The sequence below is a fragment of the Flavobacterium cerinum genome (assembly GCF_004028155.1).
In the GTDB taxonomy this organism is placed as follows: Bacteria; Bacteroidota; Bacteroidia; order Flavobacteriales; family Flavobacteriaceae; genus Flavobacterium; species Flavobacterium cerinum.
In genome coordinates, this window is the sequence record NZ_SBII01000007.1 from 123,124 (window position 1) to 148,558 (window position 25,435).

Below are 25,435 nucleotides of genomic sequence, written 5' to 3' on the forward strand. Positions count from 1 at the left end.
AAAATTACAACAGTTTTTTTAATTAAGCCCAACCAGCTTTTTTTTAATGACTATAGTATATACTGCTGCAGTTATTATTTCTGTAATTACAAGAGAGGCTAAAACACCATATATTTCAAAAAAATGAAGTAATACAATAAGTGCTGTTAAATTAAACACAACCATTGTCATGGTAAGCCGAATGTATAGTTTTTGATAATTCCATGCCAAAACCAATTGCTTTAATGGTATCGAAATAGCCAAAGTCAGCGGAATAAGCACTCCAAATTGTAATAATCCTACTATTTCATCAGAAGCATTTTTATCAAAATAAGAAACGACAGGTCTGGCCAATAGGTACAGTACAAGCATTGATAAGGTTATAAACAAAAAGTTTGCGCCGTTATATAACTTCCAAAACCTCAACCCTTGTTTTACATTTTTTTCCAACAGATAACATACTCTTGGATACAGGTAGTTAAAAAACAGGAAAATATAGGTTTTAAAAGCCACTACAATTTGTTCTATAATTTTATATTTCCCAGCCATTGCATCGCCGGTAAAAAAACTTATTAGCATTATGGGCGAATACAATTGTAATGACAGGAACAACTGTGAAGAAACCATACTAAAATTGCCTCTCAAAAAGATAACGACCTCATCTTTACTTGTACTGTTAATCGAGATAGTATAGGTTCTAAAAAGCTTTATAAATCCTACAAGATTAGCAATGATCATTCCCATACCCCACCATAAATTCACATAGATGTAGTCTCCCGTGTTTTTTACAGTTAAGAATACTCCGGCAACATAAATAATTTTTGCGCTTATAGTGAGTGCTGTTATCCCTTTGAAATTTTCTATTCCCTGAAAAACCCATGTAGGGTTTATAAACTGACCAATAAGAATAGGCAGTCCTAAAATAAATAATTCTTTTTCTCTACTAAAATAGGGTATGGTACAATAAAACAGCGCCATTACTGCAAGCACCATTAATAACAATAAAAAACGGGCAATATAAGCGGTACTTAGAATTTTGCCTATTGCTGCTTTATCATCCCTGTTTACAGCAACATCTTTAACACCTACAATATCACTCCCATAATCTATAATTACAATAAGGAAAAAAGAAATAGCCATTCCGGCACCTACTTTTCCATATCCTTCCGGTCCACAAATAAGGTACAAATAAGGGGCTACAAGCAGAGGAGTTACTAAATTAAACCCCTGCCCCATACCATAGGTAATAAGGTTTACAATTTGTTTTTTGGCTTTAATTTCCCCTGTCTTGATCATGGCCTTTTATTACTGTTTTACAACAGTTTTATCAGTAATTAATAATCCTTCTTTCTTAGTCGTTTTATTAACCATATAGATTCCTATTTTATATTCACCCGGCTCCAGGTTTGATATATTATATTCACAAGCAAAACCCGAATCATCAGTATTATAATTTAATCCCACATAACCGGATACATCTTTTCTAATTACTTTAAGGGTTGGTAATTTTTCAATTGTATTCCCTTTAATTAGTACAAGATTTATTTTACTGGCACTGGCGTCCTGATCGGGGAAGTAAGCCCATCCGGAAATTTTTATTGTTTTACCCGTATTCTCAAATACATCGATATAACTTACAATTGTATCGCCGTTAGATTGTTTTAATTGTCCATATTTGGTTATATCAATACCTGGAACATTCTTTTTAGGTATATAATACCTTGTCCAAACATCATAACCTTCATAATTATTTTCCAGGTAAAAGTTATCTTCAATAAATTGTTTTGTCTCTTCAGTTGGAGTGTATGGTCTTGTATGGCCGTCTATATACCAAAAAGCTTCTATTTTACAAGCACCTGTCTTCATTTCCTGGGTATATACATCTAAAGATCTGTCAATAATCTTATGTTTGTCTTTTACCTCTTTAAAAAAGAAATTCATGTACCAACCTAAGCTGCTAACTACATTAGCATTTTGTTTACTATTTTCTTTTATAAAACTTGTAGCCTCCCTAAATTCTGTTTTAGCTTTTTCTGTATAATAATGTTTCACTATAATTAGATTAGTAAGTGAAAATAAAATAATTGCAAAAAAGAAACAGGCTCTTAAAACATGATTTTTAATTTGCATCAATCCTATAACCACCATTAAAATAACTGCCGGCAAAACATTAATAAAATAACGGTTAACAATCATTGGTATGGATATATACGATTTAACCAACGGTATAAAAAGTGTAATAAATATCCATAATAGTAATATAAAAGCGTTTAGGTTAAACTCGCTGAAAAGTCTTTTTGGGGATGACTCTTCTTTCTTTTTTATAAATTCTATAAAGAAGAAAATAATTAAAATGAGTACAAACCATATAACAATCTCTGAATACCCAAAAAACTCCTTAAACAACTCTGAATAAACATTCCATTTAGGTTTTGCTATCCACATCGCTTTTCTTTCTGCCGCAGCCATTAAAAACCTTAAACAAGGAATGTATAATATCAAGGATATAATTCCTGACATTAAACTGTATATAAAAAACTTTTTACTAGTTGTATAGTCTCTATAAGGCCTCCAAACAAAGTATAGAAGTATAACATACTGAGAAAACAGGGCAAAGAGTGAAAAGAAGTGTGAATAAAGCATAAAAGCCACAAAAAAACCATACAAAGCAGATGTTTTAAAAGAAGGTGCTTTTATAAATCTCACTAAGAAATAAAAAGAAATCGTCGTAGAAAGAAATAATAATGGATATGGCCTGGCATCCTGAGAATAATAAATATGAAAATAGTTTACGGCTAAAATAGCTGCGGCATATAGACCTGCTTTTTTACCACACATTTCTTTTCCCAACAGGTATATAGCCCAAACACCCATTATACCTATTATTGCAGAAAGCATTCGTAATACGAATGTGTTATAGCCAAATAGACTAAATATAACTTTAACAGCTATAAAATATAATGGCGGATGCGGATCGGCGGCATACAGATAATCAAACATTTGAGAAAATGATATGCCCGGATCACTTTCATTAAGTGTATGAATTTCATCGATCCAAACACTCTGATAATCTATATAAAAGAACCTTAATACAGACGAAAGCAATAAAATTGCTATTAGTATATAATTATTTTTAAAAAAATTAATTATTACAGACATTGCTAAGTAGTTATTTTGTTTGAAATTATTTCTTCTACAAACCCTTTATAGATCGTTGTAGAAGGAACACTTATGTTTTTACGTGAGCTTAACTGCATCAATAAAACAATTAATGTTACCGAAAAGAATTGTAAAATTATACTGAAAATTATCAATGTCAGATTTGAAGCCCAGCCGGGGATAGAAGTATTTGTAAATAGCTTTACATACATTATAAATACAACACATAAAAAACAAATAGCTATACTATATACAGATAGTTTTAATATCCTTACAGATAAGGAATCAAAATATACCGAAATAGAACTCAGCCCATGTAGTACCAGACTAGTAAAGTTCATCTTAGATTTACCACTATACCTACTACCCCTATCCAGTAACACTGTGTTATAAGGAATTTTAGACTGTATAATACACCCCGAATAATGATTCCATAAATTATCCAGAACAACAATTTTTTTTAAGAGCTTTTGGGGTAGGCAGCTAAAATTACCAAAACTTATTTTATGCCCTGTGAGCCAGTAAAAAATGTACTTGTAAAAAAAATAACCGGTTTTAAAAAAAAGAGATTCTTTTCGTTTCTTTCTTTTAGCAAATGTTATTTTACTTCCTGGTCCTTCTTCACATTTTTTAATAAGCTCAAGAATATCTTCCGGTCTGTCTTCTCCATCACTATCTAAAACTACAATATAATCAAACGCTTTTTGGGAGTCATGAATATATTGAAGACCTGTAGCTATTGCTCTTTGATGTCCAATATTTTTTTTTAGGGAAACGATCTCTATTGATACATTAGCCGAAAAATCATCGATATAGAACTCTTGTACAGAGCAGTCATTAATTGCAACTATCGCTACACTGTATTTATCATTAATGCCCGCAAACTGTGTTTCTATATTTTTACTTAAAATAGAAAAGCTATCCCAGTCGTCATAGACAGGCATTAAACAAATTATATGTTTTCTAATCGTAGTCATAATAGATTAACTGTTTTTTTGCCAAATACCTAAAACAGTTTTTCCTAAACTGTGAAACAATATTTTATCTGTTATCCTGGATGCAGGCACCATTAAACTATCCCACAATTTTATTTGTTTAAGCTCTGGATAATCCTGTTTTAAAAAGTATTTATTAGCCAATGAAGCCGTAAGGCCAACAGAGTCTAAGTAGAGAAGCTCTATGTTTTTCAATTCAGCCGGAACCGCATCCTTAAGCATTTTTTTATTGTATCTCCTAAAGTGTCCAATAGCTTTATCAAATTTGGTAAACAAAAAATTATGTGCCGGTACAAGAATTACAAGCCACCCACCAGGTTTAAGGTGCTTAGACGCTTTAATCAATTCCTGATCATCGTACTTTATATGTTCAAGAACATCAATATATATAATTGCATCAAATAGAGCACTATGGTCAAGAACATCAATAAGACCTGTCTTAACCTCAACTATAGAAGGTAAATAGCCACTCGCTTTTTTTAGCTCAATTTCTGCGATAAGAGCAGGATCCGGTTCTACACAAGTCCATGAAGACTGACTTCCGTCACAAAGGGAATGGGTTGTTTCTCCTATTCCCGCTCCTATTTCAAGAACATCTCCTGTTAAATAGTGACGGAAAAAGCCTGCGTAATAACTTTTCCAGTTATGTGCATGTTTAAAAAGTTCAAGCTCATCACCTCCATACTCCTTCATAAATAACCTAGATACTAATTCAATATGCAATTATTCGCTTATTGCTGCCATTTTTCGTTTTTTAGACTGACTTTTATAATAATTTTTAAACTTTACAAGTGCCACAAATAGTAATAGCAATAAAATAGGATAGATAAATTTCTTAGTACCGGTAGTGATATTATAATCTTTCATATTAAGCATCATACTCGTGTCCTTAATTATTTTAGTATAATTTACTTTCTCTATCCTTAAGGCTGCCTGCTGTCGTACTAATTTGTCTTTTAATTTAAGTACCTCATTAAGTTCTGTTTTATCATTAAAATTCAAAAGCTCAAGCTTGTTTGAAATCATCGAAAAATCATCGAGAAGAGCATCCATCTGCGCTATCATTTTTTCATTGGCAGCCATTTTCAAATTAAGATTATTTATATATTCTACCATCATTAATTTATAATAAGGATCAGAATTTAAATACTCTATTATAGGCTTAATATCCTTTTCATAAGAAGCCATATCATTTGTTGTTATGGTCAATAAGTGCTTCTTATAATTTTTACTTGTATAGTCTGCTTCAAGTACGCTTTTTAAATCACCACTCTCGCTTATAAGCTTAAACAGATAGAATGTTCTGTCGTTTTCATCGTCTGTCTTGTTAGGATTGTCTACAAGACTATAGATGTCTACAACAGGCTCAATTTTAAGACTTAAGACCTTAGATGATTTATTAATTTTGTTTTTAGCAACAAAAGCTTTATCCCCCTGTCTAAACTTGGTATTAATTTTTTCAATTTGCTTATATAAGTAATCTACACTTTCAAAATTTGGGATAAGAAATACTTTAGTTTTATACCTATGGTCACCCTTATCTTTAATTACGCCTAATGCAGCACCCGCAATAACAAGAAGTGCTACTATAATTATATTTCTTTTTATAAAAAGTATTCCGTCAAAAAACGAATCATTTACTCTTGAAAAATAGCCTTTCGCTTTTTTAGACAAATGACTTAAGTTTATTTCTTCGTTTTCAGTACTGTTTGTTTGGTTTGCCATACGTGTTTAAAAATTGAATATTTGTTCTAAAATTTTAATAGTAATAATATAAGTAGGTTTTACACCTGTAGTCCCTAATCCGCCAGACGCCAGCGTACTGCCGGTTTCTAATGGATTATCTGAAGCATAATAGGCATAACGCACTTTTACATCTGGGTTTATGCTTTTCCTTATTTTTGAAGCCGACTGAATCGCTTTTTGATAATAAGCCCCTTCCATTTCAAGCCCGATAACTCCCCAGGTAGACTCATTAAAAAACTTAAGCAAATCTCTGTTTTGCAGTGATGTACCTAAAACAGATACCATTGGGCCGTTATAAACCGGTATACCCTGATTTTCGAACATAGCCGCTGTAAGTTCATTCTCAAACGGATAATTATCTCCCGTCCCTTCATTTATATGTGCCGACGGTATCATGATATCGCCCTTGTTTCCTTCCAATATACCTGCTTTCCCCATTATAGAAACAGACTCTACATTAAGAAATGTTCTTGTCTTGCCTTCTTTATATGGTTTTAGCAGTTCATCAATAGTTTCATAAGCCTGTTCACCAAAAGCATAATCCATAACCACTATAACAGGTTTCTTATCGCTTAATTGTGCATTAGGAAATGCTGTAGTAGAAAAATCTATTTTTGCTGTGTCAAATATCTGTACATCTATATTAGTACCTGATGTATCCGGCATAGCGATCATTCCGTTCTTTAAGGCAGCCTCTTCTACTTTTGCTCTTACGGCGTTGTTATTCGCCTTACTTAACTCTTCAAATATAAAAAGATCAGTCTTATCTTTAAATTTTGCTTTAAGTACAGGCGGCGCAAAGATAGAATTCATAACACTGTGCATGTTAGCACTAATAATATGAATTGGCCTTTCCAGCAGTCCGTTTTGCTTTAACACCATCTTGATGTTGTCTGCCCATATTTCACCATGTATATGATGTCCTAATCGTTCTCTCAATATAGGGCTAAATGTAATGGTTCGTTTAGGCCCACCTAATGCTTCTTCCATAGCCAGTTTACCTAACCAATAAATAACATGAAGAAACCTATCCGGTGATGCTTCGGTACCAAATGCATCATAAATGTCTGTAATCTCGGCAAACGTGCGGCCTAAAATACTAGAAGCATGCGATATTGCCTGCTCCCTTTCTATCAGGTTGAGTTTATTGTTTTCAAATATAACCTGCTCCAGTTTTAGCCAGTCGCGGGTCATCTCGCCATTATCATCAATGATCACACGGTTTTTTATTTTGTGCGATTCAATATATATAAACGTTAAATGGGTAAGTATATCATAGATATCAGATCGTCCGCGTGTAATTTCAACGTTCATCTGTTCCTCGTCTATACGGTAACAGTTGCGTTTTCTTTTTGGCGGAACAATCGCTTTAAAATGCGATTTAGAATACCCTTCATCAGATGTAAGGTTGATAAACCGGCATTCTTCAATTCCTACCGGCAGGCGCTCTATAACATAAAGCAAACCGTTAAGCTCTGCTTTTTCTTCAGCAATAGAACCATAAATTTCCGGACGAAGAGACAGTAAAGCTTCTCTTAATGTATCTCCGGATACTCCCATAGGCTTATAAAAGCCTCTGTTAAACAAATGGCGCATTGTAATATACAGCCGCTCTATTGCAGCAGAAGATTCTTGTGCCCTGGAACGCGATATGTTTTTAAGACCCTGCATACGTAACTGGATTTTGTGGCAAATGTAGGATTTTATTTTTAGTTGATCGTGGTAGGTTTATTATACAGCCATTCATATGCATTACTGTTAACCATTCTTTTACCTTATTAAAAAGATAGATGTAAAAAAGCTATAAACGTTGCTTGTCCTTTACTTAAAAAAATCAGCAATTTTCCTATCATTAGCCAATCGTGGTAATTTGTTCTGTCCACCCAGCTTACCAATGGATTTCATATACTCCTGAAAACCATTTTTAGCAACCGGTGTTATTATCAAGGTACGCAATACATTACCTACAATAAGATCATCATAATATACATTCTGGCTCCGCATTGAAGCATCTATTTTTAAAGCGAATGCTTCCATATCCTGCGGTTCTTTTTCAAATTCAATAAACCATTCATGATAGGGCATCCCCATTGTTGGATTGATCTGCGGAGCTACAGTAAATTCATTTACACTAATAGCATCACTCCCTTCCATAGCTTCTTTAAGAGCTGTTTCTACTTCTTTACCAATAACATGTTCTCCAAATGCCGATATATAGTGTTTTATCCTGCCACTCACTATAACCCTATACGGTTTAAGCGAAGTAAACTGTACGGTATCGCCTATGTTATATCCCCATAATCCGGCATTGGTAGAAATAATGAGTACATAATTTACTCCCATCTCAACTTCACCAATGGTATAACGTTTTGGATTTTCGGTAAAAAATTCGTCGGATTTTATAAATTCATAGAAGATACCGGCGTTAAGCAGCAACAGCATTCCTTTTTCCTTTTGTGAATCCTGATAGGCAAAGAACCCTTCAGATGCCGGGAAAAGCTCTATGCTGTCAACCTTACGGCCAATAAGATTCTCGAATTTGGCGCGATACGGCTCATAGTTTACACCGCCATAAATAAACAGGTTAAAATTTTTAAAGATATCGCCTACCTTTTTACCTTCTTTATTATGAAGCTTTTCAAAATACATCTGCACCCATGATGGTATGCCCGATATTACTGCCATGTCTTCATTATAGGTTTCCTCAACAATAGCATCAACTTTGGTTTCCCAGTCGTCAATGCAATTGGTTTCCCAGCTTGGCAGCCTGTTCTTTTGTAAATAAGCCGGAACATAGTGGGCCACAATACCGGATAAACGCCCAAACTTAATACCGTGTTTCTCTTCCAGTTCGGGGCTTCCCTGTAAAAAGATCATTTTACCATCTACAAAACCGGCATTCCCGGTTTCATGAATGTACAGTAATATAGCATTACGGGCAGCCTCTATATGATAAGGCATGGATTCTTTTGTTAACGGAATATATTTGGCCCCCGATGTAGTTCCGGATGTTTTTGCAAAATAAACCGGCTTGCCCGGCCATAATACATTTTCTTCTCCATGTACTACCCTATCTACATAGCTTTTAAGCCCCTCATAATCTCTTACCGGTACTTTTGCTGCAAAATCTGAATAGGAATGTATCCCCGCAAAATCATGGTCTTTACCAAACTGTGTTTCGGCCCCTACTGCCAAAAGTTTTGCAAATACTTTTTTTTGGGTTTCAACAGGGTTCTGAGCCCATTTTTGGGTTTTATTGTAAATAATACCTGCAAATACCTTTGCTCCAAATGTTTTTAAAGACATTGTTTATTTTTAAGATTCGGTGAATCGTTTTTTTAATTCTCTTTCGGTGGTAACAAGCATATAAGCTACTCCCATAATTGTAATTATCATTCCTGCAGTTAAATGTAAGGCAACGTTTTCTGCCGGGAATAAATACCCTGCAAACGAAATTATGCTCATGAACAATGCTGCTTTAGCCATTTGAATGGTAGAATAGCGTTGTGCAAAATCCCAGCTTTCCTTAGATTTCATCGATCTCCTTGTTCTATAACCGTACAGGTAGTTGATTTCTTTTGGCGGAAAAGAATGCATAAGCCCTGCTGCCAGTAAAAAAATAACGCCACATAAAAGCGAAGTTTGAAATGTATTTTCTATAATGCTTTCCATAGTACTTATAGTTAAAATATGTTATTCAAAATCAATAAACTGTGTTGGATTAATAGGGTAGCCGTCTTTCCATAGTTCAAAGTGCAAATGGATACCAGTAGACTGCGCTCCTGTAGAACCGGCCATGGCAATAACCTCACCCGATTTTACAATATCGCCCTGATCTTTGGTTAGCGATGCAGCATGTTTGTATACCGATATAATACCATCGTTATGACGAATGATTATAACATTCCCATTTGTAGGTGTCCAGTCGGCCAAAATTACAGTACCCGATGCCACTGCCTTTATAGGCGTGTCTTTTGCCAAAGCAATATCTACTGCAAAATGTTTATTTTTTGAACTGTAAGGTTCTGTAATATGTCCTTTAACCGGAGGGAAAAATACAAGATCTACTTTAGGCTTCGCCTGCTCAAATAGATTGTACTTGTCTTCCAGAGCCACTTGCTGCCTCAATTTAAGTTCAGCTTCTGTTGGTTCTGTTTTAAGGCCAGAAATATCTTTTTGGTCAGCAGCCTGTATGGAGTCCCTGCTTAGTTTAGTGTGGTCAAGATCTCCGGTAAGCACCTTTTTAATAGAGGCAAGATAAGCGCCGTTTTCGTCTATTATTTTTTGCAGCGAGTCTGATTTTATAGCATTTTCGGTAGCTTCTCTTTTGAGTTTTGTAGAAGCATAGCCCGGTATATACTCTCTTAAAGGAGTAAAAGCAATGATATAAGTAGTAAGAGCAATCATTACAATACTTATTGTGGTAAGTGCCACAAACACATTCATAAGATTAAGCTTAAAGGAAAAAATTTCCTCAAAAGTTTCTTCATTCAGTATCACCAATCGGTTCTTGGTGAACAGCTTTTTTTTGATTATCTGCCTTTTAAGCCTCTTTGCACACATACTAACACTTTAATTCACAAATATACTAATACTGCCTTATTTTATTATTTTATCTCCGCGAAACATTACATTAAAGTAGTATCACTTTAATAATTAATGTAATTAACGCAAACCAAAACCAAATAATTGTCGTAAATGGTTGTTGTAAATCATTTTATATTTAACTTTGTCCTCATAATTAAAACTTGTTGTCATGGGAAAATTAGGCCTAACAGAGATACTCGTAATACTTGTAATTGTTGTATTACTATTCGGAGGAAGAAAAATTCCGGAACTAATGAAAGGGCTTGGTACCGGTATTAAAGAATTTAAGAATGCCGCTAAAGAAAACGATGAGCCTGCTCCATCTAAAAAACAGCCTACGCAAGACGAAAATAAATTATAATAATATTCACTTATTCTTGTAAAGAAAAACCCCTCTAAGTACTCCTTAGAGGGGTTTTTTGCTACTTTTATTTGCGCTAACACTAACCTTATGAAAAACCTGCTCATAATTCCGTTGCTATTGCTAATTGGGTGTAAAAAGGATGTGCCTGTAAAACCCACAGAGACACAGGTTGCGGCCGATTCTATAACCCAGGTTTTTATTGATAGTACACTTATTGGTGTGAAAGGAAAGTATAAACTGGAACTGAAAAGGATTGCCGGTAAAGACAGTGTATATGCCGACATTTATTTTTTTGAGAAAAAAGGCAATAAGTGGATTGAAAAACAACATTTTGCATTCGAACAGGATGATGTAGCAGGCTGCGATCCTGAGTATAGAGATTTTAATAATGACGGATTTAACGACTTTACGTATGTGCCCATTTTAGCAGCAAGAGGTGCTAACGAGGTGAGAAGCCTTTTTATTTTTGATCCGGAATTGTCTATATTACGATATATGAAGAATTCCAGGAATTATCCTAATCTTGAATATAATAAAGAACTGGACTGTATTGATGCTTTTGCGGTTTATGGAGGTTCTTCTTCTGAGTTCCTGAAAATTGAAACAGATTCGCTGCGTCAATTTGCCAGGATAGATCTTTTTGATGGATACAGAGAGGTTTACAAAATAGATAAAACCGGTAAAGAAACGATGATAAAACGGGATCCTTATGAATCCTCACAGATACGATTCAAAAATTTTGATCCTATTGAAGAATATGGGGATTTTTAAAAAAGCGAGCCCTAAAATGGGCTCGCTTTTTTTATAGTATCATACTCAACTGTATCCTTTTACGGTCTTCATCTACTTCGGTTATTTTTACCTGTACATGCTGGTGCAGTTTTACCACTTCGTTTACATCGCTTACAAAACCTTCCTTAAGCTGAGAAATGTGTACCAGTCCGCTTTCTTTGATTCCTATGTCTACAAAACAGCCAAAGTTGGTAATGTTGTTCACAATTCCCGGTAGTATCATGCCACTACGCAGGTCTTTAATACTTTTTACATTCGGGTCGAACTCAAACACCTTTGCTGATTTCCTTGGGTCAAGGCCCGGTTTTTCAAGTTCTTTCAAAATATCTTTAAGACCTAACAGTCCAATATCTTTTGTAATATAATTTTCGGCAGGTACTCTAGCGATCGCCTTTTTATTCGAAATAAGGTCAGACGCTTTTAACTTCATGTCCTTCGCCATTTTTTCAACAACCGCATAAGCCTCCGGGTGCACTGCAGAGTTGTCTAACGGATTCTGCGCATTAGGGATCCTGATAAATGCAGCCGCCTGCTGGTAGGCCTTCTCCCCCAGCCTTGGTACTTTTTTAAGCTGCTTACGCTCTTCAAACGGACCGTTCTCACTACGATAGGCTACAATGTTCTCTGCCAGCTTCTCGCCAATACCCGAAACATAGCCCAGAAGCGATTTACTCGCCGTATTGATATTTACCCCTACCGAGTTAACACAACGCATTACCACAGTATCAAGTTCTTCTTTTAGCTTACCCTGGTCTACATCGTGCTGGTACTGCCCTACGCCTATGGCCTTTGGGTCTATTTTTACCAGCTCGGCGAGCGGGTCGCTAAGGCGTCGTCCAATAGATACAGCTCCTCTTACAGTAACATCATAATTAGAAAACTCGTCTCTTGCAATTTTTGATGCCGAATATACCGATGCTCCTGCCTCGCTTACCACAAATACCTGCAGCGGTTTGTCGAACGCGATTTTTTTTATAAAATGCTCCGTTTCACGCGATGCCGTACCGTTACCTATAGAAATAGCGTCTATCTTATAGGCATTTACCATAGAACGGATTTTTTTCATGGCGATGGCCGATTCGTTTTGCGGCGCATGCGGAAATATCGTTTCGTTGTATAACAGGTCGCCTTTTTCGTCCAGGCACACTACCTTACATCCCGATCTAAACCCGGGATCGATAGCCAGTATACGCTTTTCACCCAATGGCGGTGCTAACAATAGCTGACCCAAATTTCCTGCAAAAACCTGAATTGCTGTAGCATCTGCCTTTGCTTTTGCTTCCTGCAATACCTCATTCGATATTGCCGGAGCTAATAGTCTTTTATAACTGTCGTCTATTGCTTTTTTAAGATGAACAGCTGTTTCCCTGTTATTCTTGATCACAGTTTGCTCCATCAGATCCAGTACCTCATCGCTTTCGATCTCTACTTTGAATTTAATGAAGCCTTCGTTTTCTGCCCTAAGCATAGCCAATAGTCGGTGCGATGGTGCTTTGGTTAAATTCTCTGACCAGTCGAAATACTGTTCGAATTTTTTAGCCTTCTCATCTTCCTTCGCTGCCTTGGTTACCTTAGTAGTAATGGCCGCTTTGCGGCCGAAAATTCGGCGGAGCGATTTTCTGATATATACATTCTCATTGATCCATTCGGCAATAATGTCGCGTGCTCCCTGTAGTGCATCGTCTTCATTAGTAACCTTATCGTTCAGGTATTTACCGGCAATAAAATCGACATCATCGGCATTTTGTGCCATGATAATTTTAGCCAAAGGCTCTAGTCCGTTTTCACGGGCAACATCCGCCCTTGTTTTCTTTTTCTTTTTGTATGGTAGGTAAAGATCTTCCAGTTCTGTAAGATCAAAGCTTCCGTTTATTTTAGTTGCTAATTCGGGCGTAAGCGCATTTTGCTCCTGAATGCTTTTTAAAATGGCCTCTTTTCGCTTTACAATAGCTTCAAACGCTTTGTTTAGTTTGTCTATCTGTTCGATAACTACCTCATCAAGATTTCCTGTACTGTCTTTACGGTAACGGGAAATAAACGGAATGGTGCAGTCTTCGCTTAAAAGTTGTAATGTGGCTTCGACACTTTTTTTTGGGGCGGTAACCTGACCCGCAATGTATTCTAGATTTGTCATTGGATATAAAATAGGAACACAAAGATTGAGAATTATTTTTAGTAATGTAAATGTGTTTATTTAAAATGTTTGAATATTGTTTTATATGAAAAAATAGTGTAGGTTTATATTTACAAAATATACCCGGTTACAAAATGAAATATCTACTATTAGCCTTTCTAAGCCTTAGCCTTTTATCCTGTACTCCTAAGAAAAAAGAGTATTTCGATTTTGATGAAATAGATCATTATTCTATTACTATTAGTGATTTAGAAATCATGGAAATAAATAGAGACACATTAAGATCTAAACTTGATTCTTTGAAAAGTAAAATTGTTGGGTACAATACTCCTGTTAATATGTCTGATCTTTCTTTTATTGATAAACTTGAAGAAATGGGTTTTCAAAAAACTTCAATAGATACATCAAAGTTTGCAACTATAAAAAATATTTTTACAGAGAAAGAATATACATCAGGTGAATCTACATCTTGCGAGCCTTATTACAGAGATATTCTAATATTCAAAAAACAAAATAAAGTAATTGGAACCGCAAAACTTTGTTTTGATTGTATGAAATCTCAAATACATGGTACAACAGCAAATACAAAGAATTTTGGAGAAAATGGAGATTTTAGAAAATTAATAGAAGTATTAAAAAATAAGAAATAATATTTTGTTTCCCTACTAAACCAAAACAGCCCCACTAATAGCGGGGCTGTTTTTTATATATCTAATAAGTATTTCTTAGCAATTAGAAATCTTGTCTACTCTTGTTTGGTGTCTTCCACCTTCAAAAGCAGTATTCAAGAACGTGTCTACCATTTCTATGGCTTGTTGTATCGATGTGTATCGTGCAGGGATGCTTATTATGTTAGCATCATTGTGCTGGCGCGCCAGCGCCGCAATTTCTTTCATCCAGCATAATGCTGCTCTTACCTTTTTGTGTTTGTTAACACTCATGGCAACACCATTACCGCTTCCACATATAATGATACCAAAATCTACCGTACCATTTTCTACATCATTCGCTACCGGGTGAACAAAATCAGGATAGTCAACACTGTCAAAAGTATCTGTACCATGGTTAATAACCTCGATACCTTTTGCTTCTAAATGTTTTACTATTGCTATTTTATAATCCGGACCTGCATGGTCATTACCAATTGAAATCTTCATGTTCCTGTTTTTTAAGACTGCAAAATTAATAATAAACTTAAAGCTGTAAACAAAAAAGTATAGTTTTACTATATATACCTATATAAAGGTCTTTGAAATTTAGTTTTTCGGTGGTAAAAATAGCTAAGGTATCGGCAAGTGTTTCATATCGAAATACCTATGTAAACAGTAAGAAATAAATGAATTTATCAAATAGAAAATGCAATACAAACAACACTTTTTTAGAGATATAAAACAGCAAACCGTACTCGTTTACATAGTGCTTTTATAATCAGTGTTTTACATTTTAGTTGCTCTATTAATATATCGATAAATATGTTAAAAAACAACAATGTTGATAACATTATCAATTCCTTGTGGTACAGCACTTTTATAAATTAACAATATTTGTTAACAACTTGGTATGAAAAAGAACAAGATTTTTTAGATTCCTGAGCATTTTTTTGTAATCAAAAACCTGATCCAAAAAACCAAATTTATTTTTTACTTTTTTACAAAATGTTATTAGTCCTTTAACACGATTTATTAACAGTAATTAACAACGCGACTTATTAAGAAAGTTATATCAAAACTACTGTTTACCGATTGTTAATAACCTTTCACGAAAACTACGAAAAAGCTTAGTTTTTAAAACTTTACATTATCTTAACATTGTTGATAGCTTTGTATAAAATTGTATAACTGCAAATTTTCGAGCTTTTAAAAAAAGTTATCCCTATTATTAACAAGCTATAATAACCACCAAAAATTTTAATTTAAAAATCTTTCTTTTTTTGTTTTATTTAATAACTGTTGAAAACCTTTTTGAGATTAAACGATTTTTAAATTATTTCCTGATGTATCTAATTTTTGTAAAATGTAGTTTACGGTTTCAAGATCGTTAGGATGAACCTGTAATTTGATTCCGCCAAGAACGTAAGAGTACATAGGAAGAAGATCGGCCATGGTTTCGTTTTCAAAGTAATAGTGAACGCCAGCTTCTTCAAGCAGATGCTTTAAAATGGTTATTTCGTGAGGAAAGCTGAATACAGCAGCGGTTATAAATTGTTTCATATTTTACTAAATCAGTATTATCTCACTATAAATTTAGAAACTTAAAAGTTATTATTTCATTAAAAAGCCTATTATATATAATAGTAATTTGTAATTTTCAGCATTATTTTAAAATTATATGAGTAAGAGAAACGGAAAGCCGTCAGCAAAAAAGGAAAGTGATTTTTCCAGAAAAATATTTAAGATACTCTCTAAGGATCCTAATAAATCCTTTAACTATAAGCAAATAGCAGCAATACTGGAACTTAACGATACCAGCAGCAGAAACGAGATTATAAAAGAACTTAAGATACTTGCATCTAAAGAACAGATCGAGGAGATTGAAAAAGGTAAATACAGAGTAATTGCCAAAGCAGATTATGTAGAAGGAACAATTGATATGACCAGCAGGAAAACTGCTTATTTTGTTTCTCCAGAACTGGAAGAAGATGTATTTATACCTACGGGTAACCTTAACAAAGCCTTAGACAAGGATAAGGTTAAGGTATATATTTATAACCGAAGAAAGGGCAGAAGACCTGAAGGTGAAGTTGTTGAAATTATTGAAAGATCAAAAACCGACTTTGTTGGTATTATAGACATTCAAAAGAACTTTGCTTTTGTATCCACCGCTAACCCAAAGATGTATACCGATATTTTTATTCCAAAGGATAAATTAGGCGATGCAGAAAATGGGGATGTGGTATTGGTTAAAATTGCCGACTGGCCTGCTAAGGCAGACAGTCCTTTTGGTGAAGTAATCAAGGTTCTTGGTAAACCGGGAGAACACAATACAGAGATCCACGCTATTCTTGCAGAATATGGATTACCATATGATTTCCCTGTGGATGTAGAAGTATTTGCACAAAAAATTGATACCTCTATCCAGGAAGAAGAAATTGCTAGAAGAAGGGATATGCGTAATGTATTGACATTCACTATTGACCCTCGTGATGCAAAAGATTTTGATGATGCTTTATCGTTCCAGCAATTGGAAAATGGTAATTATGAAATAGGTGTACACATTGCCGATGTTTCTTATTACCTGCAGGAAGGTACGATACTTGATGAAGAAGCATTTAACAGGGCGACATCTGTATATCTGGTAGATAGGGTAGTACCTATGTTACCGGAAGTACTGTCTAACTTTGCCTGTTCACTACGACCGCATGAAGAGAAATATACCTTCTCTGCGATATTTGAAGTGAATGCAAAAGCAGAAGTGGTTAATAAATGGTTTGGCAGAACCGTAATTTATTCCGATCAGCGTTTTGCGTATGAAGAGGCTCAACACATCATAGAGACCAAAGGAAACGTTATACCGGCTGAAATATCATTAACGGATACAGAGTATACTATTAGCGACGAAATACGCAATGCGACGCTTAAAATGGACGAGCTGGCTAAAATATTGAGAAGGAAAAGACTGTCTGACGGTGCGATCTCTTTTGATAAGGTAGAAGTGAAGTTCCACTTGAACGAAGCTGCAGAACCTACAGGTGTTTATTTCAAGGTTTCTAAAGATGCCAATCACCTTATCGAAGAATTCATGCTTTTAGCAAATAGGAAAGTTGCCGAATATATTGGTAAACAAGATCCTAAGAAAACATTTGTGTATCGTATTCACGATGAACCGGATGAAGATAAACTGATTAACCTTCAAAATATTATTTCAAAATTCGGATACAGTATTAACTTTAAATCAAAGAGTACAATATCCAAATCATTGAATAATTTATTGAATGATGTAAACGGTAAAAAAGAACAAAACCTTGTTGATACCCTGGCAATAAGGAGTATGAGCAAAGCGAAATATTCTACACATAACATAGGCCACTACGGACTTGCTTTTGATTATTATTCGCACTTTACATCGCCTATACGTAGGTATCCGGATGTTATGGCACATCGATTATTACAGCATTATCTTGATGGTGGAAAATCGTTAGACGAAGATGTTTACGAAGAAAAATGTAATCATTCGTCTAACATGGAAAGCCTGGCTGCAAATGCAGAGCGTGACAGTATTAAATACATGCAGGTTAAGTACATGCTGGATCACAAAGACGAAGAGTTCTTAGGTGTAATTTCAGGTGTTACAGAATGGGGTATTTATGTTGAGATCATTTCTAACAAATGTGAAGGCATGTGCCGTATTCGTGAAATTAAAGACGATTACTACACCTTCGATGATAAGCAATATGCATTGGTAGGAGAAGTTACCCAAAATGTATTACAGCTGGGTGATGAAGTATATGTAAAGGTAAAAAATGCCGACCTGCTTAAAAAACAACTTGATTTCCAGTATTTAGGAAAGAAAGCATAACATAGAGTAATTAATTTTTAAGATGCAGAGTTTAGATTGTAATACAATTGTAGAGTCAGATTTGTATGCATAAAGTGTAACATTTCTGTGAGTATGATAGTCTTTACTTTGATGAATAAAACTAAAAATCAATCGATCATGAAAAAATCAATTTTAATAGCAGCATTGTTTTTATTTCAAATGATTTCTGCACAGGATATTACTAAAACTCTTAGCGATTTTAGTACATTAAGGGTTTTTGATAAAATAGATGTATTACTTATAAAAGGATCTGAAAATAAGATCGTAATAAAAGGATCAAGAGCTCAGGATGTAGAGTTAGTAAGCAAGAATGAAGAGCTGAAAGTAAGAATGAAGTTTACTAAATTACTTAAAGGAGATGATGTTAGCGTAACTATTTATTATAAAAATATAGATAGGATAGATGTTAGCGAAGGTGCTCGTGTAGCATCTCAGGATACTTTTAAAGCCATTGCTTTTGATCTTAGTGCTAAAGAAGGAGGAGAGGTGAAAATAGCTCTGGATACAGAAAAACTCACCTGTAATGCAAGCTCAGGAGGTAAATTAAATATTACCGGAAAAGCTACTAATAATGATGTAGTTATTAAATCCGGAGGTATACTTAATGCCAGGGAACTTGCAACAAAACAAACTACTGTAACAGTTAATGCCGGTGGAGAAGCTAATATAACAGCTACAGATCTGGTTGATGCTAAAACAAGAGCTGGCGGTAATATCACCATTTATGGAAAACCGGCGCTGTTAAATCAAAAAACGGTAGCAGGAGGAAATATACAGGTTAAATCGAAATAGATTTATTCCAGTTTAAAATTATAATCCCGGACGATTGGTTGAATTAAGCTAATTGTCCGGGATTTTTTTTTATAAAGTGTAACAATTTTTTTAAAAGGATGTCTTTAGTAGTATCATCAATCAATTTAAAAATATATTTTATGAAAACATTTTTAGCAATTACGGCTCTTGTTTCCTTTCAACTGGCTGCAGGACAAAAAACTATAGAACTTAAAGATTTTAATAGTTTAAGTGTAGGATCGGATACAAAAATTACAATGGTAAAATCGTCACAAAATAAACTCGTTATAAACAGTAGTGATGATGATGATCTTAGTATTGTAAACGAAGGAGGTTTCCTTAAATTGAATGGAGGAGAAGATCTTGAAATTACATTGTACTATAAAGATGGTTTAGAGAGTATATCTGCCGATGCTGATGCGGAAGTATGGGGAAAAGATGAAATAAAAGCTAAAGAGCTTAGCATTACTGCTTCTGCCGATGCAAAAATTGAGCTTGTGCTTAATGTAAAAAAACTAAATACTACAATTTCCTCCGATGCTATGGTAACATTAACCGGAAAAGCTGAAAATCATAATGCAGTAGTATCTTCTGATGCTGATTTTAAAGGAGAAGATTTACTAACTGAAAACACAAATATTTTATTGTCTTCAGATGGTACAGCAGCTATTTCAGTAAAAGGAATTGTTGATGCTAATGTTTCTAATGATGCATTGTTAAAAGTATATGGTAATCCAAAAAAAGTAAATGAAATAACAAGTACTGACGGACATATTAAAATAGTTAGATAGTATTTTTTACTTAACTCAAATGTTGAATTTATACCCTGTTTTACCATATTGGTAGATACAGGGTATTTTTTTTGCGAAAAAGGTTTACTACATGGATAATTTTTATTTAAAAATTTAAAATAGTAACTTGCAGTCTTAAATAAATAGAATGATCCAGGATATTCTAAGTGCTATTCCCCTTGGTTTTTTATTGAGCGTAATGCCAGGAGCAGTCTTTTTTGTATTGCTAGAAACAAGTGTTGTTAAAGGTTTTAGAGCTTCTTTAGCTTTTGATGCAGGTGCAATACTATCAGATATTGTATTTATACTTATAGCTTATTTTAGCAGCTACAGGCTTCTTGAAAGTATTAAAGACGAACCTTCTCTTTTTATTTTTGGTGGCCTTATTATGGTTACTTACGGTATTATTTCTCTTATAAAAGTAAATAAATCGTCTAAAGATGTTGTAATAGACAAAGCAGCAAAAGACATTTTAAAGAAAAATTACTTTAGCCTTTTTGCTAAAGGTTTCCTGCTTAATTTTATAAATATTGGTGTATTGGGTTTTTGGTTGGCTATAATAATAACATGGGGACCAAGACTTGATTTAGATCCATCAAGAATGTTTATATTCTTTACAGCAGTTATACTTACTTATTTAGCTCTTGATATTTGTAAAATACTATTAGCAAAACAATTAAGAAGTAAACTAACAGTAAAAAATATTATTAAAATAAAGAAATCGATAAGCATTATCCTTATGATTTTTGGAGTTGCTTTACTAACACAGGGATGGTTTCCTGCAGAGAAAGGAATGGTAAATTCAGCAATAGAAAAACTGGAAAATAAAAAGTAACAGATACAAAATAGAATAAATAAAAAAGCTCCTGAAAAGGAGCTTTTTTTGTGGAGGCATCTAGCGGATTCGAACCGCTGTACGAGGTTTTGCAGACCTCTGCCTAGCCGCTCGGCCAAGATGCCATCTTTGTGATGTGGTGGCAAATTTACATATATTTTACACTAACGCAAGCATTACGTACTAAATTTTTCACCTTTTTTTGCAATACTTTTAATTACGTGATTCTTCTATTTGTATAGTAACCAATTCTACGTCACCTCCAATAGGCGGATTTAGTTTTGATACCCAAAGAGATACATGTAATATTGGTGGTATTTCATCAAAAACACGATTCATAATTCGTTTTGCAACATGCTCTAATAGTTTAGAACGTATTGCCATTTCTTCGGTTACAATTTTATTCAAATGAACATAATCTACAGTATCTTCAAGCTCATCGGTGCTCATTGATTTTTTAAGATCGGCTTTTATTTCCAGGTCAACAGAGTAATCTGAACCTATTTTACCTTCCTCTACAAGGCATCCGTGGTAAGAGAAAGTACGTATGTTTTTTAGTTTGATGGTATCCATAATACAAAATGCTGTTTAAGGCTGTAAAAGTAAGGATTTATTGGAGTCAAAGCATTCAATTAATGGGCTGTGAGTCAAAAATTTTCCAACTTTTTTGAATACCTTTGCAACCTTATTTATTAAAGATATGTCGACTGAAGAAAGATCACTTAATTTTATTGAGCAGATTATTGAAGAGGATTTAGGCAACGGAATGTCACAAGACAAGCTTCGTTTTCGTTTTCCTCCAGAACCTAATGGCTATCTGCACATTGGTCATGCCAGTTCTATATGCCTTAATTTTGGTTTAGGACTAAGGTATAATGCACCTGTAAACCTTCGTTTTGACGATACAAATCCAGCTAAAGAAGAGCAGGAATTTGTTGATGCTATTAAAAAAGACGTAGAATGGTTAGGTTATGAATGGGCAGAAGAGCGTTATGCCTCAGATTATTTCCAGGAATTATACGACTGGACTGTAGAGTTTATTAAAAGCGGAAAGGCTTATGTTGACAGCCAATCCAGTGAAGATATAGCCAAACAAAAAGGGACACCATCACAACCGGGTACTGATAGTCCTTTTAGAAGCCGTTCTGTAGAAGAGAATCTGGATCTTTTTGAAAGAATGAAAAACGGTGAATTCCCAGAAGGAAGTCATGTTTTAAGAGCTAAAATTGATATGGCATCGTCTAATATGCTTATGCGTGATCCAATCATGTACAGGATATTACACAAACACCACCACCGTACCGGTAACAATTGGTTTATTTATCCAATGTATGACTGGGCTCATGGCGAAAGCGATTATATAGAGCAGGTATCACACTCGTTCTGTACATTAGAATTTGCTATGCACAGAGAGCTGTACGACTGGTTTTTAGATCAGGTTTATGATGAAGGAAAAACACGTCCTAAACAACGTGAGTTTGCCCGTAGAAACCTTAGCCACACGGTAGTAAGTAAAAGAAAATTATTACAGCTTGTTCAGGAAGGCCATGTAACAGGTTGGAATGATCCAAGAATGTCTACTATATCCGGACTTAGAAGAAGAGGTTATACTGCTGCTTCTATTCGTAATTTTGCCGATACTATTGGTATTGCTAAACGTCAAAACCTTATTGATGTTTCATTATTAGAGTTTTGTGTAAGAGAAGATCTTAACAAAACGGCACCAAGGGTAATGGCTGTTTTAGATCCTGTTAAGCTTGTAATTACTAACTATCCTGAAGGAAAAGAAGAGTGGTTAGATGCAGAAAATAATCCTGAAGATGAAAGCGCAGGCTTTAGACAAATTCCTTTTTCAAGAGAATTGTTTATTGAGCAGGAAGACTTTATGGAAAATGCTAATAACAAATATTTCCGTTTAACACTTGGTAAAGAAGTACGACTTAAAAATGCTTATATTATTAAAGGTGAAAGTGTTATAAAAGATACAGATGGTAATATCATCGAAATTCACTGTACTTATGATGAAGATACACGAAGCGGAAGTGGAAGTGAAGCAAGTCATAGAAAAGTTAAAGGTACACTTCACTGGGTATCTATACCACATGCTGTAAAAGCAGAGGTTAGAATTTATGACAGATTGTTTACACATGAAAATCCGGACGGTGATAAAGATGTTGACTTTAAAGAATACATCAATCCAAAATCACTTGAGGTAATAACAGGTTATCTTGAACCGGGACTAAAAAGCGCCGAAGCAGGAGAGCGTTACCAATTTCAACGTTTAGGATATTTTTGTGTTGACACCGACAGTAACGCAGAAAAATTGGTTTTCAACAAAACGGTAGGTCTAAGAGACACTTGGGCTAAAGTGGAAAGTAAAGACTAATACTATAAATTATATTTATAAGGCTCCTTAATTTTAAGGAGCTTTTTTTATTATTTAAAAATATGATTGAATTTTAAATTAATATAGATGTATACTATCGAAAGTGACCTCACAGGATTAATTTTAAAACATTATTTTTTGTAGGAAATAATTTGAGTCATATCAAAAATAAAAGTGCCTTAAATCGCCTTATTTTCTTTTTTTACATACTTTAGCGTTATATTAACTACATATTAACGTCCTACAAATAGTAATAGGGTTATCTTTATAATTATTAATTAAAAAAACGATATTATGGCTGGTAAATCAGGAACAGTAGCAGCGGTGCTTGCAGGTGCCGCAATAGGAGCAGCATTAGGAATTTTATTTGCACCGGACGAAGGTTCAAAAACAAGAAAAAAAATTAAAGACGGTGTTGATGCAAAAAAAGATGAGCTAAAAGATAAACTTAGCGAACTTACCGAAACTGTAAAGAGCAGATTTGGAATTGCTAAACATGATCTTGAAAGTTCAATAGATCATTTAGTATCTAATGTTGAAGGTAAAGCAGATGATGTTATATCTATGCTTGAGAAAAAACTGGAAGAGCTAAAAAAGAATGCAGCTAGTGCTAAAGCAAAATAATTAAAACTCAATTATGGCATTTGAAGAAATTAAAGAAAACGCAGAAGATTTAAAACAAGAAGTCAAAAATCTTATAGATGCCAATTTAAGGTACTATAAACTTTGGGGCTTTAAAATTGTTATGAAGTCGACCACCATGATGCTGAAGTTATTTCTTCTGGCAGTCATGCTAACAATCGTTACTGTATTTTTTTCAATTGCACTTGCTTTGGGAATTGGCTATTGGCTGGATAATTTTGCTTATGGATTTCTAATTGTAGGTCTTATTTATCTTATTCTGGCTATCTTGGTGTATTATGTACAGGATAAAATAGTAGAAGGCCCGATGCTTTCAAGATTCTCAAAAATATTTTTAAAGAAATATTAATTAGTATATTATGGAAAGCAAAGTGTATTATACCTACGAAGAAATAAACAGGGACCTTCAAATACTTAAAGTAGAAAAGGATTTGGCTCATGCTAAATTTGCAAAAAGCTTGGATGAGACTAAAGAGAGCCTGCAGCCTATGAATATGATAGGGGAGACCCCTAAAAAAATTCTGGGTTTTATTGGTGCCCTTTCGGGACCTTTAAAGAGTGCAGCGTTTGCCTGGATTCTCAAAAAGATATTTTAAATAAAAAAGGCTGCTAAATTTTAGCAGCCTTTTTTTATTCTATTATTTCTCCCGGTAGTTCTTCATGACTTGGATTATCATGTTTCGGTTTTTTGTGTTTTTGATTCTCACGGTTCTGATTACCTCTTTTAATAGATTCTCCAATTTGGTTAGAAGCAGTGAACGATGCAACCATATTGTTTAGCATATCGCTGCCTGCCTGTGGTGAATTTGGTAAAAGGATAAGGTTAGAATTTGTATCTGCACCAATTGCCTGTAAAGTATCATAGTGCTGAGTAACAACAATTAATGCTGATGCTTCCTGAGAATTAATACCAACTTTGTTTAGTATATCTACACTTTCTACTAGACCACGTGCAATTTCACGTCTTTGATCTGCAATACCCTGTCCTTGTAATCTTTTGCTTTCTGCCTCAGCTTTTGCTTTTGCTACAATCCTGATACGTAATGCTTCCGCCTCATATTCTGCTGCTGATTTTTCTCTGTCTGCAGCATTAATACGGTTCATCGCATTTTTAACCTGGATATCCGGGTCAATATCAGTGATAAGCGTATTGATAATGTCATAACCATAAGTTGTCATTGCTTCGTTTAATTCCCGTTTCACAGCAATAGCAATATCATCTTTACGTTCAAAAACATCATCCAGTTTTAGTTTTGGTACTTCGGCACGAACAACATCAAATACATATGATGTTATCTGATCGTGTGGATATTCCAATTTGTAAAAAGCTTCAAATACTTTATCCTGAATTACTTTAAACTGAACCGAAACCTTCATTTTCACGAATACATTCTCTTTAGTTTTTGTTTCAATAATAACATCAAGCTGTTGGATCTTAAGGTTTATTCTTCCTGCGATCTTATCAATTATTGGAATTTTTAAGTGAAGGCCAGCCTGGCGGATGCTAAGGAATTTTCCAAAACGTTCCACGATAACGGCGGTTTGCTGTTTAACGGTAAAGAAAGAAGAGAGTAGGAGCAGCAGTGCAAAAAAGAGCACAACATACAAGAAAACATTTCCCATAATAATAGTTTTTAGTGATTTGTCAAGTTACGATTATTCTTAAAATAAAAAAACCTTCTGTAAAAGAAGGTTTA

General features: G+C 34.4%; 25 protein-coding genes and 1 tRNA gene. 11 read left to right on the forward strand and 15 right to left on the reverse strand.

The window, feature by feature from the left end; translation table 11 throughout:
• Positions 1-18 precede the first annotated feature (18 nt).
• The 9 genes from EPI11_RS10980 to EPI11_RS11020 all read right to left on the reverse strand — a co-directional run bounded on the left by EPI11_RS10980 (position 19) and on the right by EPI11_RS11020 (position 10,442).
• Positions 19-1,275: an oligosaccharide flippase family protein gene (locus tag EPI11_RS10980; RefSeq protein WP_128390016.1), complete on the reverse strand. Its 1,257-nt coding sequence runs from the start codon at positions 1,273-1,275 to the stop codon at positions 19-21.
• 9 nt (positions 1,276-1,284) lie between these two features.
• Positions 1,285-3,138, reverse strand: a complete 1,854-nt coding sequence (locus EPI11_RS10985; RefSeq protein WP_128390017.1) for a glycosyltransferase family 39 protein — start codon at positions 3,136-3,138, stop codon at positions 1,285-1,287.
• Positions 3,139-3,140: 2 nt separating this feature from the next.
• Positions 3,141-4,115, reverse strand: coding sequence for a glycosyltransferase (locus EPI11_RS10990; protein ID WP_128390018.1), 975 nt, complete (start codon positions 4,113-4,115; stop codon positions 3,141-3,143).
• A gap of 6 nt (positions 4,116-4,121) precedes the next feature.
• On the reverse strand, positions 4,122-4,826 hold the full coding sequence (locus EPI11_RS10995) for a class I SAM-dependent methyltransferase (RefSeq protein WP_128390019.1): 705 nt from the start codon (positions 4,824-4,826) through the stop codon (positions 4,122-4,124).
• Positions 4,827-4,856: 30 nt separating this feature from the next.
• Positions 4,857-5,858 carry a hypothetical protein gene (locus EPI11_RS11000; protein ID WP_128390020.1) on the reverse strand — a complete coding sequence of 334 codons (1,002 nt, stop codon included), beginning with the start codon at positions 5,856-5,858 and terminating at the stop codon, positions 4,857-4,859.
• 6 nt (positions 5,859-5,864) lie between these two features.
• Complete coding sequence (locus EPI11_RS11005) at positions 5,865-7,550, reverse strand: DUF6909 family protein (protein WP_128390021.1); 1,686 nt, start codon at positions 7,548-7,550, stop codon at positions 5,865-5,867.
• Between the two features lie 150 nt (positions 7,551-7,700).
• Positions 7,701-9,185: a GH3 auxin-responsive promoter family protein gene (locus tag EPI11_RS11010; RefSeq protein ID WP_128390022.1), complete on the reverse strand. Its 1,485-nt coding sequence runs from the start codon at positions 9,183-9,185 to the stop codon at positions 7,701-7,703.
• A gap of 9 nt (positions 9,186-9,194) precedes the next feature.
• Positions 9,195-9,551, reverse strand: coding sequence for an SdpI family protein (locus EPI11_RS11015; protein ID WP_128390023.1), 357 nt, complete (start codon positions 9,549-9,551; stop codon positions 9,195-9,197).
• A gap of 21 nt (positions 9,552-9,572) precedes the next feature.
• A complete protein-coding gene (locus EPI11_RS11020; RefSeq protein ID WP_128390024.1) occupies positions 9,573-10,442 on the reverse strand; it encodes a M23 family metallopeptidase in 870 nt (289 codons plus the stop codon).
• A 193-nt stretch (positions 10,443-10,635) separates the two neighbouring features.
• Here EPI11_RS11020 and tatA point away from each other — a divergent pair, with 193 nt between their 5' ends.
• Positions 10,636-10,827, forward strand: coding sequence for a twin-arginine translocase TatA/TatE family subunit (gene tatA, locus EPI11_RS11025; protein ID WP_128390025.1), 192 nt, complete (start codon positions 10,636-10,638; stop codon positions 10,825-10,827).
• 90 nt (positions 10,828-10,917) lie between these two features.
• A complete protein-coding gene (locus EPI11_RS11030; RefSeq protein ID WP_128390026.1) occupies positions 10,918-11,601 on the forward strand; it encodes a hypothetical protein in 684 nt (227 codons plus the stop codon).
• A gap of 31 nt (positions 11,602-11,632) precedes the next feature.
• Here EPI11_RS11030 and EPI11_RS11035 read toward each other — a convergent pair whose 3' ends face one another.
• Complete coding sequence (locus EPI11_RS11035) at positions 11,633-13,756, reverse strand: Tex family protein (protein ID WP_128390027.1); 2,124 nt, start codon at positions 13,754-13,756, stop codon at positions 11,633-11,635.
• A gap of 134 nt (positions 13,757-13,890) precedes the next feature.
• Here EPI11_RS11035 and EPI11_RS11040 point away from each other — a divergent pair, with 134 nt between their 5' ends.
• The gene (locus EPI11_RS11040) at positions 13,891-14,406 is read left to right on the forward strand and encodes a hypothetical protein (protein WP_128390028.1); all 516 of its coding nucleotides are present in this window, start codon (positions 13,891-13,893) and stop codon (positions 14,404-14,406) included.
• Positions 14,407-14,481: 75 nt separating this feature from the next.
• Here EPI11_RS11040 and rpiB read toward each other — a convergent pair whose 3' ends face one another.
• Positions 14,482-14,913: a ribose 5-phosphate isomerase B gene (rpiB, locus tag EPI11_RS11045; RefSeq protein ID WP_128390029.1), complete on the reverse strand. Its 432-nt coding sequence runs from the start codon at positions 14,911-14,913 to the stop codon at positions 14,482-14,484.
• An 810-nt stretch (positions 14,914-15,723) separates the two neighbouring features.
• On the reverse strand, positions 15,724-15,966 hold the full coding sequence (locus EPI11_RS11050) for a DUF2007 domain-containing protein (RefSeq protein WP_128390030.1): 243 nt from the start codon (positions 15,964-15,966) through the stop codon (positions 15,724-15,726).
• 118 nt (positions 15,967-16,084) lie between these two features.
• Between EPI11_RS11050 and rnr the strand changes: the two genes are divergently transcribed.
• From rnr to EPI11_RS11070, 4 genes are all read left to right on the forward strand, one after another.
• Positions 16,085-18,271, forward strand: a complete 2,187-nt coding sequence (gene rnr / locus EPI11_RS11055) for a ribonuclease R (protein WP_128390031.1) — start codon at positions 16,085-16,087, stop codon at positions 18,269-18,271.
• Between the two features lie 138 nt (positions 18,272-18,409).
• Positions 18,410-19,084 carry a head GIN domain-containing protein gene (locus tag EPI11_RS11060; protein ID WP_128390032.1) on the forward strand — a complete coding sequence of 225 codons (675 nt, stop codon included), beginning with the start codon at positions 18,410-18,412 and terminating at the stop codon, positions 19,082-19,084.
• Positions 19,085-19,224: 140 nt separating this feature from the next.
• On the forward strand, positions 19,225-19,875 hold the full coding sequence (locus EPI11_RS11065; RefSeq protein WP_164879157.1) for a GIN domain-containing protein: 651 nt from the start codon (positions 19,225-19,227) through the stop codon (positions 19,873-19,875).
• 148 nt (positions 19,876-20,023) lie between these two features.
• Entirely contained in the window at positions 20,024-20,710 is a 687-nt protein-coding gene (locus EPI11_RS11070) for a LysE family translocator (RefSeq protein ID WP_128390034.1), read from the forward strand.
• 51 nt (positions 20,711-20,761) lie between these two features.
• On the opposite strand, the gene EPI11_RS11075 is transcribed toward EPI11_RS11070, so the two are convergent.
• Positions 20,762-20,835 (reverse strand) — tRNA-Cys (locus EPI11_RS11075).
• An 88-nt stretch (positions 20,836-20,923) separates the two neighbouring features.
• On the reverse strand, positions 20,924-21,283 hold the full coding sequence (folB, locus tag EPI11_RS11080; protein WP_128390035.1) for a dihydroneopterin aldolase: 360 nt from the start codon (positions 21,281-21,283) through the stop codon (positions 20,924-20,926).
• 127 nt (positions 21,284-21,410) lie between these two features.
• Here folB and EPI11_RS11085 point away from each other — a divergent pair, with 127 nt between their 5' ends.
• The 4 genes from EPI11_RS11085 to EPI11_RS11100 all read left to right on the forward strand — a co-directional run bounded on the left by EPI11_RS11085 (position 21,411) and on the right by EPI11_RS11100 (position 24,334).
• Positions 21,411-23,096 carry a glutamine--tRNA ligase/YqeY domain fusion protein gene (locus EPI11_RS11085; RefSeq protein WP_128390036.1) on the forward strand — a complete coding sequence of 562 codons (1,686 nt, stop codon included), beginning with the start codon at positions 21,411-21,413 and terminating at the stop codon, positions 23,094-23,096.
• 294 nt (positions 23,097-23,390) lie between these two features.
• A complete protein-coding gene (locus tag EPI11_RS11090) occupies positions 23,391-23,720 on the forward strand; it encodes a YtxH domain-containing protein (RefSeq protein WP_128390037.1) in 330 nt (109 codons plus the stop codon).
• Positions 23,721-23,733: 13 nt separating this feature from the next.
• On the forward strand, positions 23,734-24,087 hold the full coding sequence (locus tag EPI11_RS11095; RefSeq protein ID WP_128390038.1) for a competence protein: 354 nt from the start codon (positions 23,734-23,736) through the stop codon (positions 24,085-24,087).
• Between the two features lie 10 nt (positions 24,088-24,097).
• Positions 24,098-24,334: a DUF6327 family protein gene (locus EPI11_RS11100; RefSeq protein ID WP_128390039.1), complete on the forward strand. Its 237-nt coding sequence runs from the start codon at positions 24,098-24,100 to the stop codon at positions 24,332-24,334.
• Between the two features lie 34 nt (positions 24,335-24,368).
• Here EPI11_RS11100 and EPI11_RS11105 read toward each other — a convergent pair whose 3' ends face one another.
• Complete coding sequence (locus EPI11_RS11105) at positions 24,369-25,361, reverse strand: SPFH domain-containing protein (RefSeq protein ID WP_128390040.1); 993 nt, start codon at positions 25,359-25,361, stop codon at positions 24,369-24,371.
• Between the last annotated feature and the right edge of the window lie 74 nt (positions 25,362-25,435).

What these genes read in the sequence shown, in the direction of transcription:
- EPI11_RS10980 (WP_128390016.1), bottom strand. Translation starts at nt 1,275, where the DNA reads ATGATCAAGACAGGGGAAATTAAAGCCAAAAAACAAATTGTAAACCTT.
- EPI11_RS10985 (WP_128390017.1), bottom strand. Translation starts at nt 3,138, where the DNA reads ATGTCTGTAATAATTAATTTTTTTAAAAATAATTATATACTAATAGCA.
- EPI11_RS10990 (WP_128390018.1), bottom strand. Translation starts at nt 4,115, where the DNA reads ATGACTACGATTAGAAAACATATAATTTGTTTAATGCCTGTCTATGAC.
- EPI11_RS10995 (WP_128390019.1), bottom strand. Translation starts at nt 4,826, where the DNA reads ATGAAGGAGTATGGAGGTGATGAGCTTGAACTTTTTAAACATGCACAT.
- EPI11_RS11000 (WP_128390020.1), bottom strand. Translation starts at nt 5,858, where the DNA reads ATGGCAAACCAAACAAACAGTACTGAAAACGAAGAAATAAACTTAAGT.
- EPI11_RS11005 (WP_128390021.1), bottom strand. Translation starts at nt 7,550, where the DNA reads ATGCAGGGTCTTAAAAACATATCGCGTTCCAGGGCACAAGAATCTTCT.
- EPI11_RS11010 (WP_128390022.1), bottom strand. Translation starts at nt 9,185, where the DNA reads ATGTCTTTAAAAACATTTGGAGCAAAGGTATTTGCAGGTATTATTTAC.
- EPI11_RS11015 (WP_128390023.1), bottom strand. Translation starts at nt 9,551, where the DNA reads ATGGAAAGCATTATAGAAAATACATTTCAAACTTCGCTTTTATGTGGC.
- EPI11_RS11020 (WP_128390024.1), bottom strand. Translation starts at nt 10,442, where the DNA reads ATGTGTGCAAAGAGGCTTAAAAGGCAGATAATCAAAAAAAAGCTGTTC.
- tatA (WP_128390025.1), top strand. Translation starts at nt 10,636, where the DNA reads ATGGGAAAATTAGGCCTAACAGAGATACTCGTAATACTTGTAATTGTT.
- EPI11_RS11030 (WP_128390026.1), top strand. Translation starts at nt 10,918, where the DNA reads ATGAAAAACCTGCTCATAATTCCGTTGCTATTGCTAATTGGGTGTAAA.
- EPI11_RS11035 (WP_128390027.1), bottom strand. Translation starts at nt 13,756, where the DNA reads ATGACAAATCTAGAATACATTGCGGGTCAGGTTACCGCCCCAAAAAAA.
- EPI11_RS11040 (WP_128390028.1), top strand. Translation starts at nt 13,891, where the DNA reads ATGAAATATCTACTATTAGCCTTTCTAAGCCTTAGCCTTTTATCCTGT.
- rpiB (WP_128390029.1), bottom strand. Translation starts at nt 14,913, where the DNA reads ATGAAGATTTCAATTGGTAATGACCATGCAGGTCCGGATTATAAAATA.
- EPI11_RS11050 (WP_128390030.1), bottom strand. Translation starts at nt 15,966, where the DNA reads ATGAAACAATTTATAACCGCTGCTGTATTCAGCTTTCCTCACGAAATA.
- rnr (WP_128390031.1), top strand. Translation starts at nt 16,085, where the DNA reads ATGAGTAAGAGAAACGGAAAGCCGTCAGCAAAAAAGGAAAGTGATTTT.
- EPI11_RS11060 (WP_128390032.1), top strand. Translation starts at nt 18,410, where the DNA reads ATGAAAAAATCAATTTTAATAGCAGCATTGTTTTTATTTCAAATGATT.
- EPI11_RS11065 (WP_164879157.1), top strand. Translation starts at nt 19,225, where the DNA reads ATGAAAACATTTTTAGCAATTACGGCTCTTGTTTCCTTTCAACTGGCT.
- EPI11_RS11070 (WP_128390034.1), top strand. Translation starts at nt 20,024, where the DNA reads ATGATCCAGGATATTCTAAGTGCTATTCCCCTTGGTTTTTTATTGAGC.
- folB (WP_128390035.1), bottom strand. Translation starts at nt 21,283, where the DNA reads ATGGATACCATCAAACTAAAAAACATACGTACTTTCTCTTACCACGGA.
- EPI11_RS11085 (WP_128390036.1), top strand. Translation starts at nt 21,411, where the DNA reads ATGTCGACTGAAGAAAGATCACTTAATTTTATTGAGCAGATTATTGAA.
- EPI11_RS11090 (WP_128390037.1), top strand. Translation starts at nt 23,391, where the DNA reads ATGGCTGGTAAATCAGGAACAGTAGCAGCGGTGCTTGCAGGTGCCGCA.
- EPI11_RS11095 (WP_128390038.1), top strand. Translation starts at nt 23,734, where the DNA reads ATGGCATTTGAAGAAATTAAAGAAAACGCAGAAGATTTAAAACAAGAA.
- EPI11_RS11100 (WP_128390039.1), top strand. Translation starts at nt 24,098, where the DNA reads ATGGAAAGCAAAGTGTATTATACCTACGAAGAAATAAACAGGGACCTT.
- EPI11_RS11105 (WP_128390040.1), bottom strand. Translation starts at nt 25,361, where the DNA reads ATGGGAAATGTTTTCTTGTATGTTGTGCTCTTTTTTGCACTGCTGCTC.